The organism is Micromonospora sp. C28ISP2-4 (genome assembly GCF_030519385.1).
Classification (GTDB): Bacteria; Actinomycetota; Actinomycetes; order Mycobacteriales; family Micromonosporaceae; genus Micromonospora; species Micromonospora tulbaghiae.
Genome location: NZ_JAUMKG010000005.1, coordinates 373,764 through 390,045, shown reverse-complemented (window position 1 = coordinate 390,045; position 16,282 = coordinate 373,764). Strand labels below are relative to the sequence as shown.

Here is a 16,282-nt window from a genome sequence, read left to right as displayed (position 1 = left end):
ATCCATCACCAGCTATATGGACATTCCTCGTGATCGGCGCGAGGATGCCGGGATGGGAAACCACGAGACCGCCGAGGGTCGACCCACGAGGTCCAGCCGGCGTACCTTCCTCACCGCCTCCGCGGCGGCCGTCGCCACCCCGCTCACCGCCGCCCCGGCCGCCGCCGCGACCGGCGCTCCCCCGGGCCCGGGCCGTCCGGCCCGGCCGCAGCGGCCCGACCGGGAGCTGACCGCGCTGCTGCGCGAGATCGACAGCCGCCGGATCGAGGCCGTCGTGCGCCGGCTCGCCGCGTTCGGCACCCGCCACACCCTGTCCAGCCAGACCGATCCGGTACGCGGCATCGGCGCCGCCCGCGACTGGATCCACGCCCAGCTCTCCGGGTACGCGGCCGCGTCCGGCGGCCGGATGAGCGTCGAACTGCAGTCGTACGTGCAGCAGCCCGCCTCCCGCATCCCCGTCCCGACGACCATCACCAACGTGGTGGCGACCCTGCGCGGCGACGTCACGCCCGAGCGGGTGTACGTCATCACCGGCCACTACGACTCCCGGGCGACCGACGTGATGGACGCGGTCAGCGACGCGCCCGGCGCCGACGACGACGCCTCCGGCGTGGCGGTGGTGATGGAGCTGGCCCGGGTGCTGTCCACCCGCCGCACCGAGGCCACCATCGTGCTCGCCGCCGTCGCAGCCGAGGAGCAGGGACTGTACGGCTCGGCGTACCTCGCGGCGCAGTTGAAGGCGGCCGGCGCCGACGTCCAGGCGATGTTCAGCAACGACATCGTCGGGTCCAGCACCGCCGACGACGGCACCCGCGACCCGCGTACGGTGCGGTTGTTCGCCGAGGGCGTGCCGACCGCCGAGACCCCGGCCGAGGCGAGCGTGCGGCAGTCAGTCGGCGGCGAGAACGACTCGCCGTCGCGGCAGCTCGCCCGGTTCGTCACCGACGTGGCCGAGAACTCCGCCACCGGCATGGACGTGCGCGTCATCTACCGGCGGGACCGCTACCTGCGCGGCAGCGACCACATCTCGTTCCTGCGCGAGGGCTGGCCGGCCGGCCGGTTCACCGAGCCCAACGAGGACTTCGCCCACCAGCACCAGGACGTCCGGGTCGTCGACGGGGTGCAGTACGGCGACCTGCCGGAGTTCTGCGACTTCGGCTACATCACCCGGGTGGCGCGGGTGAACGCCGCGACGCTGTGGTCGCTGGCCCAGGCCCCGGGCACGCCCAAGGGCGTCACCGTGGTGACCACGAACCTGACCAACGACACCACGCTGCGATGGCAGCGCGGGCCCGAGCCGGACCTGGCCGGGTACGAGGTGGTGTGGCGGGAGACCACCGCCGACCGGTGGCAGAAGGTGCTGCCGGTCGGCGACGTCACCGAGGTGACGATCGACCTGTCGAAGGACAACGTGTTCTTCGGCGTACGGGCGGTGGACCGGGACGGGCACCGCAGCCCGGTCGCGTTCCCGAAGCCCGGCAGCTGAGGCCGCCCGGTCACCGCTCCGGCACCGGGTCCGCCCGGTCCGGGGCGGTGATCGCCCAGCGTTCGTGGTCGCGCCACGCGCCGTCGATGAACAGGTAGTCCGGGGAGAACCCCTCCAGCCAGAAGCCGAGCCGGCGCGCCAGCCGCTTCGACGGCTCGTTGCCGGGCTGGATGTTCGCCTCCAGCCGGTGCAGACCGAGCGGCCCGAACGCGTACTCGATCACCAGCCGCACCCCGGCCGAGGCGTGCCCGGTGCCCGCGTACGGGCGGAACGCGGCGTATCCGAGGTAACCGCCACGCAGCGCGCCCAGCACGATGCCGCTGATGTTCGCGTATCCGGCGATCTCGCCGGTTTCCCGGTCGCAGAGCAGGAACCCGGAGCTGTCCCGCGCCCGGATCTTGCGCAGGTACGCCGCGTACCGCTGCGCGTCATCGGGCGCGGACAGCCACGGATGGTGCAGGTCGCGGCTGCGGCGGGCGGCGGCGACGAACTCCGCCTCGTCGGCCGGACGGGGACGGCGGATGGCGACGCGTCCGTCACTGCGCAGATATCGCACCGCACCACTCTCGGACACCACCCCCACTCCGCCGCACCCGGGGTGCACTGCCCCGCCGCGAAACGAACGCCCCGCACGCCCGCGGCCGACATCCGACGCTCCCGCGATCTTGCACTTGACGCCCGCGAGATGTCCGTTTTGCGGGGTCTCGTCGGGGCCCAAAGTGCAAGATCGCGCAGTGGTGCAGTCCGCCCGGGCGACGGCGCGACGGTTTGGTGCGCGGTGTCCGGTTCGCTGGTGGGTCGGGGCTGTGGTCGGTGCCATCGTGAGCGCGGAATCGGGGGCGGGCGCGGGGCGTTGTACATGGCTGACCGCCCAGGCACCAGGGCCGAGCGCCCGACCGGGAATGGCCCCGGTGCGCACGTCGTTACATCCCCGAGCCGCGGAGCAGGCCCCCTCGGGTCGCCCGCGCCACAGCCCTTTTCGACGGGCACCCCAAGACTTTCCCCCTCGCGTGGCATCCCCCGCCGCGCTTTTCCCCCACTTCAGGGAGGCAACCATCATGGCTACCACTCTGCTGCGCAAGACCGTTCTGACCGCTGCCGGTATCGCCGCCACCGCCGGAGGTATCGCCGGCCCCGCGATCGCCGCCCACGCCGCCCCCACCACCGGCACCACCACCGCCGTGGCGGATCGTAAGGGTCACGGTGAGCGGGAGCTGGACGTGCGCTACGAGGCCCAGCCCAACTTCTACTTCTGCGGCCCCGCCGCCGCCCGCAACGCCCTGTCCGTGCAGGGCAAGAACATCGACGTGCATGCCATGGCCGCCGAGATGGGCACCACCGAGGCCGGCACCAACAGCATCAACGACATCACCCCCGTGCTGAACAAGGAGACCGGCACCAAGGACGCCTACAAGTCCGTCGAGATCAGCACCCCCAAGGCCGACGACAAGCAGACCGACAAGCTCCGCGCCGACGTGGTGAAGACCGTCGACGCCGGCCGGGCCGTGGTCGCCAACATCGCCGGCACCGCCACCGACACCGACGGCACCACCCACTCCTTCGAAGGCGGCCACTACATCAGCGTCATCGGCTACCGCGACGACGGCCACACCGTCACCATCGCCGACAGCGCCGACCCCAACACCGCCACCTACCGCATGAGCATCGACAACCTCGCCGACTGGATCGCCACCCGCGGCTACAGCACCAGCTAAGACCCACCGCACCCACGGCTGCAGAGCAAGAAAACACCAGCCAAGCGCGAGGCCATGCACCGGAAGGGCCCGACCCCCACCACAGGGGCCGGGCCCTTTCGCGCGTATCCAACGGCTGCCTTCCGGTCACCTCGCCGTCACGCCGGTGTCGTCGCCCCGACGAGTCGCTCCACCACTCTGGGTCGCGCCGGATCGTCCGGGCGACCGCGAAGGAGCAGCTGTGGCAGCCGAGGAGGCGACGCACCGCCCACCGACCGCGCACCGCCCACCGACCGCGCACCGCCCACCCGCGACGAGCCGCCCCGACGTGAGCGTCGTCGTGCCGGTCTACGACACGCTGCGCTACCTGCGGTCCTGCCTCGACTCCGTGCTGCGGCAGACCATCGGGCCGGACCGGATGGAGATCGTGGCGGTGGACGACGGGTCCACCGACGGCAGCGGCCGCCTGCTCGACCGGTACGCCGCGAAGCACCCCGGCACGGTGCGGGTGGTCCACCAGGCCAACTCCGGTGGCCCGGCGGCGCCCTGCAACCGGGGACTGGACCTGGCCACCGGCCGGTACGTCTTCTTCCTCGGCTCGGACGACCGGCTCGGCCCGGAGGCGCTCGAACGTCTGGTCGCCGCCGCCGACCGGTACGGCTCGGACGTGGTGCTCGGCCGGGCGGTCGGTGTCAACGGTCGGCACGTCTTCTCCGACGTGTTCGCCGGCGGCAACGCGGTGGACGTGAGCCTGTTCGACTCGGCGCTGCCGTGGTCGCTGGCGAACACGAAACTGTTCCGGCGCGACCTGGTGGACCGGCTCGGGCTGCGGTTCCCGGAGGACATGCCGGTGCTCAGCGACCAGCCGTTCACGCTCGCCGCCTGCTACCACGCCCGGCGGATCTCGGTGCTCGCCGACTACGACTACTACCACGCGGTACGCCGGTTGGACGCCCGCAACATCACGTACCACAGCCGGATCGAGCAGCGCCTGGTCAGCGTGGAGCGGCTGTTCGCGTACGTGGCCGACCTGATCCCCGCCGGGGAGCGCCGGGACGCGGTGCTGCGCCGCCACGTCGCGCTGGAGCTGGCCAACCTGGTCGGCGACGACTTCCGGCACCTGGACCGGGCCGCGCAGGAGCGGGTGCACGCGACGGTCGGCCGGCTGGTGCGGCGGCACGTCACCGACGGCTTGCGGGACGGGCTCGGCATCGAGGCCCGGCTGCGCCTGGGCGCGGTGACCGCGGGCGGCGTCGACGACCTGCTGGCGGTCATCGAGCAGGACAGCGGCCGGGGCGTACCGGCGACGCTGTTCGCCGGTGGCCGGTGGCACGCGGGCTATCCCGGCGCCCCGGCGCGGTGGACCGACGTCACCGACGTGCGTGCCGACTGGCTGGCGCGGCTGGACGCCGTCGACGTGAGCTGGGCCGACGGGCACACGCTGACGGTGACCACGCGCAGCCCGTACCCCCGGTTCGCCACGGAGGCCGGGCCGGTGCGGATGCTGGCCGGTCCGGTCGTGGGCGCCACCCGGATGGACGCCGGCGATCCGGCCGGGCGCACGCTCCGCACGGACTTCGCGCTCGACCGGCTCCTGGCCGCCGGCGGGCAGCGCCACCCGGTGCGCGCCGAGGTGGACGGCGGGCACGGGCGCGGCGGGGCCGCGGTGCGCGCGCCACGGCTCGCCGCCGGGCGGCCCCGGCTGCTGCGGCACGGCGCCCGGCTGTACGGGGTGGCGGCGACCGTCGACCCCCGCAACGGTCAGCTCGTGCTCTCCGTGGTGCCGGTGACTGTGCGGCAGCTGGTCGGGCGGCTGCGCCGGCGCGGTTCAGCCGCGGCGCCGACGCCGGGGCGCGGCCCGGCCGGGGTGCAGGTGTCAGGGGGCGGCGCGGAAGCCCTGCTCGGCCGCCATGGGCACCTGGAGGTACGTGGTGCCGCGCAGGTCCAGCCAGGCCCGCTGCGGCGCGCGGACCAGCCGCACCATCACCCCGGAGCAGGCAGGGCAGCGCCCGACCAGGCCCGGGGCGTGCGAGTAGACGTGTAGCCCGGCCATCGGGCCGGTCGTCCCGCAGGTGTCGCAGCGCCCGGTGGTGGCGCTCAGGTCGACGGCGAGCAACTCGCGCAGCGGCCCGTCGAGCATGTTGCCGTCCAGGTACGACAGGTCGGTCATACGCCCTCCTCGGGTCTCAGCCGGTCGGGCCGAACCGTTCGGTCCGCACGCGCCGGGTCGGGTGACCCAGCCCCACCAGCAGGTCGGCCACGGTCTCCACGAACCCGGTGGGGCCGCACACGTAACACAGCGGCTCGAGGTCGGGCGGCCAGCCGTGGCTGTTCACGTCGGCCAGGCCGATCCGGTGCGGCTCGCCGCGCCAGCCCTCGGGCGCGGACCGGGTGTAGACGTACGCGACGTCGAGGCCCTGGTCGTCGCGGGCGCGGCGGCGCAGCTCGTCGGCGTAGATGACGTCGTCGGGGGTGCGCACCGAGTAGACGAGCCGGAACGGTGTGCGGCTGCCCGCGGCCCGGCGTGCGCGGATCATCGCCATCAGCGGCACCACGCCGGATCCGCCGCCGACCAGCAGCACCGGCGCGGTGTCGTCGGTACGCCAGACGAACCAGCCGCCGACCGGTCCGCGTACCTCCAGCGGGTCGCCCTCGGCGTAGGTGTCGGTCAGGTACGGCGACACCTCCCCGTCGGGCACCCGCTGCACCGTCACCTCGATCCGCTCGCCGTCGGCGGGGCCGGCCAGCGAGTACGACCGGGCGGCCTGGTAGCCGTCCTCGGCGGTCAGGCGCAGGTCGACGTGCTGCCCGGGCAGGTGCCCGGGCCAGCCGGGCACGTCCAGCACCAGCGTCTGCGCGGTGGGCGTCTCGATCCGCCGTTCGACCAGCCGGGCGACCCGCCACATCAGCGGCGCGACGCGGCGGCCCTCGGTCTGCGCCGTCACCTCAGTCGCCCTGGTAGCGCTGCTCGCGCCACGGGTCGCCGTAGTCGTGGTAGCCGGCGGTCTCCCAGAAGCCGGGCCGGTCGTCGACGAGCAGCCGGATGCCGTGCACCCACTTCGCCGACTTCCACAGGTACAGGTGCGGTACGAGCAGCCGCGCCGGGCCGCCGTGCTCGGCCGGCAGCGGCCCCCCGTCGTACGTGTGCACCACCCAGGCCCGCCCGCCGCGCAGGTCGTCCAGCGGCAGGTTCGTGGTGTAGCCGCCGTACGAGTGGGCCAGCGCGTACCGGGCGCCGGTGTCGACGCCGTCGAGCAGCGTGTCCAGGGAGACGCCCTGCCAGGTGGTGCCGAGCTTGGACCAGCGGGTGACGCAGTGCAGGTCCACCGTCGGGGTGTCCTGCGGCAGGCCCATCAGCTCGTCCCAGGACCAGCGGTACTCCGCGCCGGTCTCGCTGGTCAGCACGAACTCCCAGGTGTCGAGGGAGACGCGCGGCGTCGGGCCGGCGGAGAGCACCGGGAAGTCCTCGGTGAGGTACTGCCCCGGCGGCAGGTCGGGCGCTGACGAACGGGGCCGGCCCTGGAAGCCCGGCGAGACGATTCCCACCCGTCAGTCGTACCACCGCCGGTCGCGCCGGGGCAGGGGTTCCCACCGAGTCAGGCGGAGCCTCCGCCCTGCACCTCGTGCACGACGGTGCGCTTGCCGTCGCCGCTGTTGCGGGTGGCCCGCAGGCTGGTGATGGTCACGATCACCAGGACGCCGATGATCACGCCGAGCGAGGCGAGCGTCGGGATCTCCGGTACGCCCTTCCAGATGCCGTGCGCCCAGTGCAGGCCGAGCTTGACGCCGATGAACGCCAGGATGGCGGCCAGGCCGTAGCTGAGGTGCACGAGGCGGCTCAGCGCGGCGTGCAGCACGAAGTAGAGCGCCCGCAGTCCCAGCAGCGCGAAGGCGTTGGTGGCGAAGACCAGGTACGGGTCCTCGGTGATGCCGTAGACGGCGGGCACCGAGTCGACGGCGAACACGATGTCCGTGGCCAGCACGGCGACCACGACCAGCGCGAACGGGGTGAGCGCGCGGCGGCCGCCCTGCCGGATCGTCATCCGGGTGCCGTGGTAGTCGTCGACCACCGGCATGATCTTGCGGAGCAGCCGTACCGACCGCATCTTGTTGATGTCGACCTCCTGCTCGTGCCCGGACAGGGCGTCACGCAGCAGCTTGACCGCGGTGGCGATCAGGATGAGCGCGAACAGCAGGAAGGCGAAGTCGAGCGTCTGGAGCGCGGCGGCGCCGAGCGCGATGAACACACCGCGCAGCACCAGGGCGCCCGCGATGCCGTAGAGCAGCACTCGCTGGGCGAGCACGGCGGGTACCGCGAACGCGGCCAGCAGCAGCATGAAGACGAACAGGTTGTCGACCGAGAGGGACTTCTCGACCAGGTAACCGGTGAGGTACTCGATGCCCTGCTGGCTGCCGTACCGGGACCAGATCCAGGCACCGAACGCCAGCGGCAGGGCGATGTAGAAGGCCGACCAGCCCAGCGCCTCACGGATCGATACCTCGTGCGGCTTTCTGGTCACCAGGAAGTCGAGCACCAGCAGGACGAGCACGCCGACGATCGTCACGGCCCACAGCGTGGGCGTGCCGACAGACGACAACCCGGCCGCGGCCAGGGGCGACAATTCGGGCATGGAGCCTCCTCGAACACCGTGTCATGTTCGAGGTCTCCTTCACCCACGTTTCCGTGGGCAACCACCCGGGGCTCGCCTCGGCGGCTTGCCGTACTGACCGGAATGATTCGTGGGAAGTACTCCCCTCGCCCGGACAAGGCTAGGTCACGGCCGGACCGGACGCCAAGTCGGGACACGGTTGATTGCCCTGGTCAACCGCTGTGCGGCGGCGGAGGGCATGGCGCCGGTCACCCCGGGCCCCTATGGTGACGCGGGTGACAAACCAGGGACCACTGACCGGCGTACGGGTGATCGAGCTGGCCGGCATCGGCCCCGGTCCGTTCGCGGCGATGATGCTGGCCGACCTCGGCGCCGACGTGGTGCGCGTCGACCGGCCCAGCGGCGGTGGATTCGGCGCCTTCCCCGGCGACCTGCTGAACCGCAACCGCCGCTCGATCGCGGTGGACCTGAAGCAGCCCGAGGGGCGGGACCTGGTGCTCGCCCTGATCGCCGGCGCGGACGTGCTGGTCGAGGGCTTCCGGCCCGGGGTGACCGAACGACTCGGCCTCGGCCCGGACGACTGCCTCGCCGCCAACCCCCGACTGGTGTACGGGCGGATGACCGGCTGGGGACAGGACGGTCCACTGGCACACAGCGCCGGGCACGACATCGACTACCTGGCGCTGACCGGCGCGCTGCACGGCGTGGGCCGGGCCGGGGAACGCCCGGTGCCGCCGATGAACCTGCTCGGCGACTACGGCGGCGGGGGCATGATGCTGGCGCTCGGCGTGGTCGCGGCGCTGTACGCGGTGCGCGGCGGCGCGCCCGGCCAGGTGGTCGACGCGGCCATCGTGGACGGCGTGTCGGTGCTGGCCACCCAGATCCACGCGCTGCGCGGCATCGGCCTGTGGCAGGACCCGCGCGGGGTGAACCTGCTCGACGGCGGCGCGCCGTTCTACGACACGTACGAGTGCGCCGACGGGCGGTACGTCGCGGTGGGCGCGCTGGAGCCGCAGTTCTACGCCGAACTGGTCCGCCTCACCGGCTTCCCGCTCGACGGCGGCGACGGCCCGGCGGACGGCGGCGCCGCGGACGACGCGCTGGACCGGGACGACCCGGCGAACTGGCCGGCGCTGCGGGCGGCCTGGGCGCGGCTGTTCCGCACCCGGACCCGGGACGAGTGGACGGAGCTGCTGGCCGGCACCGACGCCTGCGTGGCGCCGGTGCTCGACTGGGCCGAGGCGCCGGAGCACCCGCACCTGCGGGCACGGGAGGTCTTCGTGGCGCCGGACGGCGTCACCCAGCCCGCTCCCGCGCCGCGCTTCTCGGCCACTCCGACGTCGGTCCGGCGCCCGCCGCCGTCGCCGGGCGAGCACACCGACGAGGTGCTGGCCGGCGCCGGGATCGACGCCGGCCGGATCGCCGCGCTGCGCGCCGCCGGTGTGATCGGCTGACCGCCCGCGACCGGCTCAGCGGCGGTTCGCGGCGGCCGGGGCCAGCGCCGGTTCGACCATGTCCCGGTAGTCGCGCGGGAACTGGACCACGACCTCCTGGAACTCCCCGCCCCGGATCGCCTCGCGCATCGTGACGAACACGGCGCGTACCGCGTCCCGGGCGGTGTTCTCGTCGCAGTCCGCCCGGCGGGCGACCCGGGCGACGAACTCCGCCGCGCCGAAGCGTTCGGCCGCCTCGTCCCGCGGATACGGGCTGAGCAGTCCCTGCAGTGGCTTCGGCAGCTGCGCGGCGAGGTCCAGCACCTCGCCGCCGGTCAGCCGCTCGGCGAACGTCTCCAGCGTGGCCCCGGTGAGCGTGGCGGCCCGGTCCTCGCTGGTGCCGGTGAGCCGGGCGACCCGGCTCACGAAGGTCAGGTAGTGCATCGGTGGTACCCCCTTCGGTGCGCCCACCGCGCCTACCCGCGGCAGCGCGCCGGAAACGGCGCCGGTCACCGCCGCGATCACGGCGGCGGGATTTGCGCGCCTCCGGGCGTGAGCGCCGGCACGACGGGTAACCGCCGCCCGGTCACGACCGCGACTACTGCCACGAGGAGCCCGACCCATGGCGAGTTACACGGATGTCCTTGAGTACCTGTCCGCGCTGGACTACCCGGCCGGCAAGGACGACGTCATCCGCGAGGCGGAACGGGAGGGCGCGCCGCCGGACGTGTTGCGGGCGCTGCGCGCGCTGCCCCCGGTGGACTACGCCAACGGCACGGAGGTGGCCCGCTCGGCCGGCATCGACGCGGCCCCCGAGGTGAGCCGGTCGCAGCGCGCGGCGCAGGCCCGGGTCGACCACCCGCGCGTGTCGCAGCATCTGCGCGGCATCTGAGCACGACGGCGGGCCGGCGGGCGACACAGCCGCCGGCCTCTACGCGTGCCCGGATGGCGGCACCTCCACAACGGTGGCCGGCCGCCGCTCCGCTGTGGATGGTCGGCACGCCCTGGACAGGCGAGCGCCCCGGGTCACGAACCGCGACCTGGGGCGCCACGCAGCACCTGTCCTGCGCGGTTCACGCCCGAACCGGGTCGCGACCGCGCAGCGGTGAGATGTTCGCCCGAACCGGGCGGGCATCGCTGCCACGATCATCATACGACGCGACATCAGCCGAACGGGTGAGAATCGCGGAAGTGTGTCCGGGCGCACGCGTGCGCTCAGGCGGTCACCTCGGCGTACCGCCGCTCCAGGTCCACTCGCGCCAGCGCTCCGACCAGCCACGACAGTTGCTCCGACTCACCGCTGCCGGTCAGTCCGGCGAGGTCGCGCGCGGTGCGGCCCAGCCCGAGCCGCCGGGCCGCCGCGAGCGCCCGCCGGTCGGCCACCGGCGCCGCCTCGCGCCACAACGCCTGCGCCTCGCGCAGGAACAGGTCGCACACCTCGTCGTCCACTCCGGGCAGCGCGGTCAGGAGCCGCCGTTCCTCGCCCGGGTCCTGGTGCGCGGCGGTCCGCAGCCGGCGCAGGTCGCCCCGGTACGTCTCGACGACGGTGCGGGCCAGGTCGCCAAGGGTGTCGGCGATCCCGGCCAGATCACCGCGCAGGCCGGCGGCACGCAGCACGCGTACCCGGTCCTCGTGCCGGGATCGGGCCATCCGGGCGGCGGTGTCCCAGCCGGCGTCGCGCAGCGCGGTGGCCGCGTCGACGGCCCGGTGGAAGTCACTCCGGCGGGCCAGCAGGACGGCCAGGTACAGCACCTGGAACAACTGGGCCGGGTTGTTCGTCACCCGGAACCCGAAGCACTCGGCGAACCCGCGGCCGTCTCCGGCGAGCCGGCGGGCGAGCCGCTTCCTGTCCGCGGCGTCGCGCGGGGCGGTGGTTGTCGGCATGCCGCCGACTACCCCGGCGACGGCGCGGCATTCGGGTACGGCGGTCAGCCGCGTACGTCGCCGCCGCGGTCGCGGGCCTTGAGCCGGGTGGTGGGCAGCGCGGGCGCGGGCAGCGGCGGCGCCGCGTCGTCGGCGACCACGCCGAAGCGGCGGCCGGCCATCCAGTCCTCCCGGGCGGCCACCACCTCCTCGTGCGAGCGCCCGACGAAGTTCCACCACATCACCAGCGGCTCCTCGAACGGCGTGCCGCCGAGCAGCAGCAGCCGGGTGCCCGGCTCGGCGCGCAGGGTCAGCGCGTTCCGCCCGAGGCCCAGGTAGAGCAGCGCGCCGGGAGCCAGCGCCGTGCCGTCGCACTCGGCGGCGCCGGACATGGCCAGCAGCCCGTACTCGAAGTCCGGACGCAGCGGCAGCGTGGCCGGCGCCGGGCCGCGGACCTCGATCTGCGCGCCGACCAGCGGGGTGTGCACGACCGCGGGCGAGCGTTCCCCGCCGAGGTCGCCGACGAGCAGCGTGACGTCCAGGTCGCCGTCGCGGAGACGGGGCAGGTCGGCGTGGTGGGCGAAGTCGGGATCACCGGCTCGGGCCGGGTCGGGCAGCGCCACCCACAGCTGCACGCCGTGCATCAGCGGCGGGTGCACCAGCGGGGAGCGCTCGGAGTGGGCGATGCCGCGCCCGGACGTCATCACGTTGAGCTGGCCCGGGCGGATGGGCTGCACGTTGCCGAGGCTGTCGCGGTGCAGGATCTCCCCGTCGAGCAGCCAGGTGACGGTCTGGAGCCCGGTGTGCGGGTGCGGCGGCACCTCCATGCCGGGCCGGTCGGCCACGTCGTCGGGCCCGAAGTGGTCGACGAAGCACCATGCGCCGACCATCCGCCGCTGCCGCTGCGGCAGCAGCCGGCGCACAGTGGTGTAGCGGCCGAGCGGGACGTCGTGGCCGGGCAGCAGCACGCTGCCCGGGTCGGTCGGGCCGACGCCCGGCGGGAGCGTCTGCGCGGGCAGGGATTCGGTGCGGTCCACCGCCCGACTGTACGCTCAGCCCGCCGTGACGCTCACCGCGTTCGCGCCCCCGACCAGGTCGAGGTAGAGCCGGTCGGCGGCCCGGTCCCAGCCCGGCGAGCTGACCAGGTCACCGGCGGCGATCCCGGCGCGACGCTCGTCGTACAGGGTCAGGGAGCCGGCGCCGGAGGCCACCCGCACCCGGGCCGGCGGCCCGCCGGGCACCGTGACTGTGAGTTCGCTGACCCCGCCGGTCATCCGGACGATGAGCGAGCCGTCGAGCCGCGGCAGCAGCAACCGGGTACGCGACGCGCCGCCGACCAGGTCGATCCCGGCGAGCCGGGCCTCGCCCAGGTCGAGGCGCTGCTCGCTGACGCCGCCGGTCAGCCGCAGCCGCCAGGTGACCCGGGAGGTGAGCACCACCTCGACGGCGGCCGGGCCGGGGCGGCCGTTCTCCTCGATCCGCAGCCGGACCCGATCGCCCACGAGCTGCGGACGCGGTGTCACACCCGAGCCGTCCGGCGCGCCGATCCGGTAGAGGTCGTCGCCGAGGTCGGCGGCCCGAAGCGTGAACCGGGTCAGCCCGTCGACCAGCTCGAACTGGGCGCGCTGCCGGTCGCCGCGGGGCGCGGCGAACGTCTCGGCGCCGGCCGCCTCGGCGGCGCCCGTCCCACCGGAGCCGCCGTTCCCGGTGAGCGGTGACGCCGGCGCGCCGCCGGAGAAGACCACGCCGAGACGGGCCGGGTTGGACAGCGTCACCGCCACCGCCACGGCGCCGAGCACCACCACCAGCACCGCGGCGGCGGCGAGCAGCCGGGCCGCGCCGGACCAGCGGGGCCGGGCCAGGTCGGGGTCGTCCTCGGATGCGGTCATGGTCGTCCCCTCTCGCCGGTCCCCACCGGGTCATACGTCCGCGTCGGCGTCCCGGTTCATTCCCCCTCCGGTACGCGAGCGCACCTTGCCGGCGCACGCGGTCAGCACGGCGTGCGCGTCCAGGCCGAGGCTCTCGATGGCGACGAGCGCGGTGAACGCCACGTCGGCCAGTTCGGCGGCGACCTCCTCGCGGGTGTGCGTCACCCCCTTGCGCGGGTTCTGCCCGAGCAGGCCGATCCAGGCCGCGGCGACCTCGCCGGCCTCCTCGCCGATCTTGAGGATGCGGCAGGTCAGCTCGGTGTCGCCGCGGCCGTTCGCGGCGTCGAGCCAGGCGCGCGCGTCCCGCGCCGTCGTCCAGATGGTGGCGTCCACGCCGACCAGTGAACCCCACCCCGCAGGCCGTTCGTATCCTGGGTCGACGCAGGCCAGAGGGCCTGCGTCCCAGGCGAGAGGAGGTGCCCGTGATGCCGGAGACCGTCGAGTCGGTGTTCGCCGGCGTGGTCGCCCGGAACCCGGGAGAGCCCGAGTTCCACCAGGCGGTCCGCGAGGTGCTGGAGAGCATCGGTCCGGCCCTGGCCCGGCATCCGGAGTACGCCGAGGTGGTCGAGCGGATCTGCGAGCCGGAGCGGCAGGTCATCTTCCGCGTGCCGTGGGAGGACGACCAGGGCCGGGTACGGGTCAACCGCGGCTTCCGGGTCGAGTTCAACAGCGCGCTCGGCCCGTTCAAGGGCGGCCTGCGCTTCCACCCGTCGGTCTACCTGGGCATCGTGAAGTTCCTCGGGTTCGAGCAGATCTTCAAGAACGCGCTGACCGGGCTGTCCATCGGCGGCGGCAAGGGCGGCGCCGACTTCGACCCGAAGGGCCGCTCCGACCGCGAGGTGATGCGGTTCTGCCAGAGCTTCATGACCGAGCTGTACCGGCACATCGGCCCGCAGACCGACGTGCCCGCCGGTGACATCGGGGTGGGCGGCCGGGAGATCGGCTACCTGTTCGGGCAGTACAAGCGCATCACCAACCGGTACGACGCGGGCGTACTCACCGGCAAGGGCCTGGCGTACGGCGGCGCGCAGGTGCGCCGGGAGGCGACCGGGTACGGGGCGGTGTTCTTCGCCGACGAGATGCTCCGGCAGGCGGGTGACAGCCTGGAGGGCAAGCGGGTGGTGGTGTCCGGCTCGGGCAACGTGGCCATCTACGCGATCGAGAAGGTGCACCAGCTCGGCGGCACGGTGGTGGCGTGCTCGGATTCCGGCGGCTACGTGGTCGACGAGAAGGGCATCGACCTGCCGCTGCTGCGCGAGCTGAAGGAGCAGCGCCGGGGCCGGCTGGCCGAGTACGCGGAGCACGCGCGCAACGCGGTGGCGGTCCCGGACCGCACCGTGTGGGAGGTGCCCTGCGACCTGGCGCTGCCCTGCGCCACCCAGAACGAGATCGGCGGCGCGGAGGCGGCCGCGCTGGTGGCCGGCGGCTGCGTCGCGGTGGTGGAGGGGGCGAACATGCCCACCACGCCGGAGGCGGTGCGGATCCTCGGCCGGGCCGGGGTGCGGTTCGCCCCGGGCAAGGCCGCCAACGCCGGCGGGGTGGCGGTGAGCGGACTGGAGATGCAGCAGAACGCCAGCCGCGACACGTGGACGTTCGGCGAGTCGGAGCAGCGGCTGCGCGAGATCATGCGGGACGTGCACGACAGGTGCTGGGCGACAGCTGAGGAGTTCGGTCTGCCCGGCGACTACGTGGCCGGGGCGAACATCCAGGGGTTCCGGCGGGTGGCCGAGGCGATGCTGGCACACGGGCTGGTGTGAGCGGCCGGCGGGACGGACGCCGACGGAGCGGTCGGTCAGCGATTGACAGCTCTCGACGCCCGGCCTAGGTTCAGGACGCTACCGGCCGGTAGGCATCCGTCCCGCGTCGTCACCCCCGTCCCGGGGTGGCACCCGTCCCCCGGGGAGCAGCGATGCAGCCCTCACCCGTCCGCCGCCGGCTGCTCGCCGTCGGCGCGGCCCTCGCGCTGGCGCTCGGCCTCACCGGCGCGGCTCCCGCCGCCGCCACCGGCCGTGACGACGGCAGCGGCCCGCTGCCCGGTTACACCATCGTCAACCCGCCGCTCCCGCCGCTCGTCGTCGGCGGGGCCGCCACCACCGTGCGGCAGGGCGTACACGCGAACGCCGGGTACGTCATCGAGATCCCGGCACGCTGGAACGGCGACCTGGTGATGTGGGCGCACGGCTACCGCGGCCAGGGCACCGAGCTGTCGCCCGAGCCGCCCGCCTTCGAGCTGCGGCAGCGCCTGGTGGCCCAGGGGTACGCGTGGGCGTCGTCGTCGTACGACCGCAACGGCTACGACGTGCGCTCCGGCGTACGCGGCACCCGCGCTCTGGCCGACTTCTTCACCCGCACCGTCCGGCGCCCGCACCGGGTAATGATCGCCGGGGTCTCGATGGGCGGCCACGTCATCGGCCGGTCGCTGGAGCAGTACCCGGGCTACTACGCCGGGGCGCTGCCGATGTGCGGGGTGCTCGGCGACCAGGAGCTGTTCGACTTCTTCCTGGACTACAACCTGGTCGCGCAGGCCCTCGCCGGGGTGCGCGCGTATCCGACGCCGGCCGACTACCTGACCTCGGCGGTGCCCCGGATCCAGGTCACGCTCGGCCTGGCCGGGCTGACCCCGGGCGGCCCGGACACCACAAACGCGCTCGGCAAGCAGCTGCGGGCGGTCACAGTGGAGCGCTCCGGCGGGCCGCGGCCGGGCGCCGACGCCGCGTTCGCGGTGTGGAAGGACTTCCTGTTCGGCATCGCCGTCAGCGAGGCGGACGGCTCCCCCGCCCGGCGTCCCGGTCAGCTCGCCACGAACCTGTTCACCAGGTACGCGCCGAACGAGCCGGTGAACCTCAACGCCACAGTGCAGCGGGTCGCGCCGGAGAACCTGCGCCAGCGGCTCTCGCCCGGCCTGACCGAGGTGCCCCGGATCGCCGGGCGGCCCACCGCGCCGGTGCTCAGCCTGCACGGGCTCGGGGACCTCTTCGTGCCGTTCGGGATGGAGCAGGCGTACGCCCGGGACGTGGCCCGGCACGGCCGGTCGCGGCTGCTGGTGCAGCGGGCGGTGCGCACCGCGCAGCACTGCGAGTTCAGCCCGGCCGAGGCCGGCGCCGCCTGGGACGACCTGACCCGCTGGGTCCGCACCGGGAAGCGCCCGGCCGGTGACGCGGTCACCGACCGGCGCTCGGTGGCGGCGCCGGACTTCGGCTGCCGGTTCAGCGACCACGCCGCCCGGGCCGCCGGCGCCGGCACCCGCCCGCTCTACCCGCCCTGCTGA

General features: G+C 74.1%; 16 protein-coding genes and 1 pseudogene. 7 read left to right on the top strand and 10 right to left on the bottom strand.

Annotated features, from left to right (window positions below):
* The first annotated feature begins 52 nt into the window (after positions 1-52).
* The gene (locus Q3W68_RS20655) at positions 53-1,486 is read left to right on the top strand and encodes a M20/M25/M40 family metallo-hydrolase (protein WP_302907009.1); all 1,434 of its coding nucleotides are present in this window, start codon (positions 53-55) and stop codon (positions 1,484-1,486) included.
* Positions 1,487-1,496: 10 nt separating this feature from the next.
* Here Q3W68_RS20655 and Q3W68_RS20650 read toward each other — a convergent pair whose 3' ends face one another.
* Positions 1,497-2,042 carry a GNAT family N-acetyltransferase gene (locus tag Q3W68_RS20650; protein WP_302907008.1) on the bottom strand — a complete coding sequence of 182 codons (546 nt, stop codon included), beginning with the start codon at positions 2,040-2,042 and terminating at the stop codon, positions 1,497-1,499.
* 502 nt (positions 2,043-2,544) lie between these two features.
* On the opposite strand from Q3W68_RS20650, the gene Q3W68_RS20645 reads away from it, so the two are divergent.
* Together Q3W68_RS20645 and Q3W68_RS20640 are read left to right on the top strand one after the other, a co-directional pair.
* Positions 2,545-3,201 (top strand): C39 family peptidase, encoded by a 657-nt coding sequence (locus Q3W68_RS20645; RefSeq protein ID WP_302907007.1) that lies wholly within the window; start codon positions 2,545-2,547, stop codon positions 3,199-3,201.
* A gap of 220 nt (positions 3,202-3,421) precedes the next feature.
* Entirely contained in the window at positions 3,422-5,224 is a 1,803-nt protein-coding gene (locus Q3W68_RS20640; RefSeq protein WP_302907006.1) for a glycosyltransferase, read from the top strand.
* Here Q3W68_RS20640 and Q3W68_RS20635 read toward each other — a convergent pair.
* The 4 genes and pseudogenes from Q3W68_RS20635 to Q3W68_RS20620 all read right to left on the bottom strand — a co-directional run.
* A pseudogene (locus tag Q3W68_RS20635) lies at positions 5,150-5,320 on the bottom strand (DUF6510 family protein); the annotation flags it as partial. The gene Q3W68_RS20640 and the pseudogene Q3W68_RS20635 sit on opposite strands and share 75 nt — an antisense overlap.
* Positions 5,321-5,366: 46 nt before the next feature.
* Positions 5,367-6,086 (bottom strand): ferredoxin reductase, encoded by a 720-nt coding sequence (locus tag Q3W68_RS20630; RefSeq protein WP_176739820.1) that lies wholly within the window; start codon positions 6,084-6,086, stop codon positions 5,367-5,369.
* 40 nt (positions 6,087-6,126) lie between these two features.
* On the bottom strand, positions 6,127-6,726 hold the full coding sequence (locus tag Q3W68_RS20625) for a sulfite oxidase-like oxidoreductase (protein ID WP_302907005.1): 600 nt from the start codon (positions 6,724-6,726) through the stop codon (positions 6,127-6,129).
* A 50-nt stretch (positions 6,727-6,776) separates the two neighbouring features.
* Positions 6,777-7,811 (bottom strand): TerC/Alx family metal homeostasis membrane protein, encoded by a 1,035-nt coding sequence (locus Q3W68_RS20620; protein WP_302907004.1) that lies wholly within the window; start codon positions 7,809-7,811, stop codon positions 6,777-6,779.
* A 242-nt stretch (positions 7,812-8,053) separates the two neighbouring features.
* Between Q3W68_RS20620 and Q3W68_RS20615 the strand changes: the two genes are divergently transcribed.
* A complete protein-coding gene (locus Q3W68_RS20615) occupies positions 8,054-9,244 on the top strand; it encodes a CaiB/BaiF CoA-transferase family protein (RefSeq protein ID WP_302907003.1) in 1,191 nt (396 codons plus the stop codon).
* A gap of 15 nt (positions 9,245-9,259) precedes the next feature.
* Here the strand turns inward: Q3W68_RS20615 and Q3W68_RS20610 are convergent, their stop codons facing one another.
* Positions 9,260-9,667 carry a DUF2267 domain-containing protein gene (locus Q3W68_RS20610; RefSeq protein ID WP_120570183.1) on the bottom strand — a complete coding sequence of 136 codons (408 nt, stop codon included), beginning with the start codon at positions 9,665-9,667 and terminating at the stop codon, positions 9,260-9,262.
* A gap of 178 nt (positions 9,668-9,845) precedes the next feature.
* On the opposite strand from Q3W68_RS20610, the gene Q3W68_RS20605 reads away from it, so the two are divergent.
* Entirely contained in the window at positions 9,846-10,115 is a 270-nt protein-coding gene (locus Q3W68_RS20605; protein WP_128138454.1) for a DUF2795 domain-containing protein, read from the top strand.
* Between the two features lie 323 nt (positions 10,116-10,438).
* Here the strand turns inward: Q3W68_RS20605 and Q3W68_RS20600 are convergent, their stop codons facing one another.
* Genes Q3W68_RS20600 through Q3W68_RS20585 form a run of 4 tightly spaced genes read right to left on the bottom strand, consistent with a single transcriptional unit; the run spans position 10,439 to position 13,347 of the window.
* Positions 10,439-11,107, bottom strand: coding sequence for a hypothetical protein (locus Q3W68_RS20600; RefSeq protein ID WP_302907002.1), 669 nt, complete (start codon positions 11,105-11,107; stop codon positions 10,439-10,441).
* Positions 11,108-11,151: 44 nt separating this feature from the next.
* Entirely contained in the window at positions 11,152-12,123 is a 972-nt protein-coding gene (locus tag Q3W68_RS20595) for a pirin family protein (RefSeq protein WP_302907001.1), read from the bottom strand.
* Between the two features lie 15 nt (positions 12,124-12,138).
* On the bottom strand, positions 12,139-12,975 hold the full coding sequence (locus Q3W68_RS20590) for a hypothetical protein (RefSeq protein ID WP_302907000.1): 837 nt from the start codon (positions 12,973-12,975) through the stop codon (positions 12,139-12,141).
* A gap of 30 nt (positions 12,976-13,005) precedes the next feature.
* Positions 13,006-13,347, bottom strand: a complete 342-nt coding sequence (locus tag Q3W68_RS20585; protein ID WP_302906999.1) for a MazG-like family protein — start codon at positions 13,345-13,347, stop codon at positions 13,006-13,008.
* 92 nt (positions 13,348-13,439) lie between these two features.
* Here Q3W68_RS20585 and gdhA point away from each other — a divergent pair, with 92 nt between their 5' ends.
* Positions 13,440-14,771, top strand: coding sequence for an NADP-specific glutamate dehydrogenase (gene gdhA / locus Q3W68_RS20580; protein ID WP_302906998.1), 1,332 nt, complete (start codon positions 13,440-13,442; stop codon positions 14,769-14,771).
* A 152-nt stretch (positions 14,772-14,923) separates the two neighbouring features.
* The gene (locus Q3W68_RS20575) at positions 14,924-16,282 is read left to right on the top strand and encodes a hypothetical protein (protein ID WP_302906997.1); all 1,359 of its coding nucleotides are present in this window, start codon (positions 14,924-14,926) and stop codon (positions 16,280-16,282) included.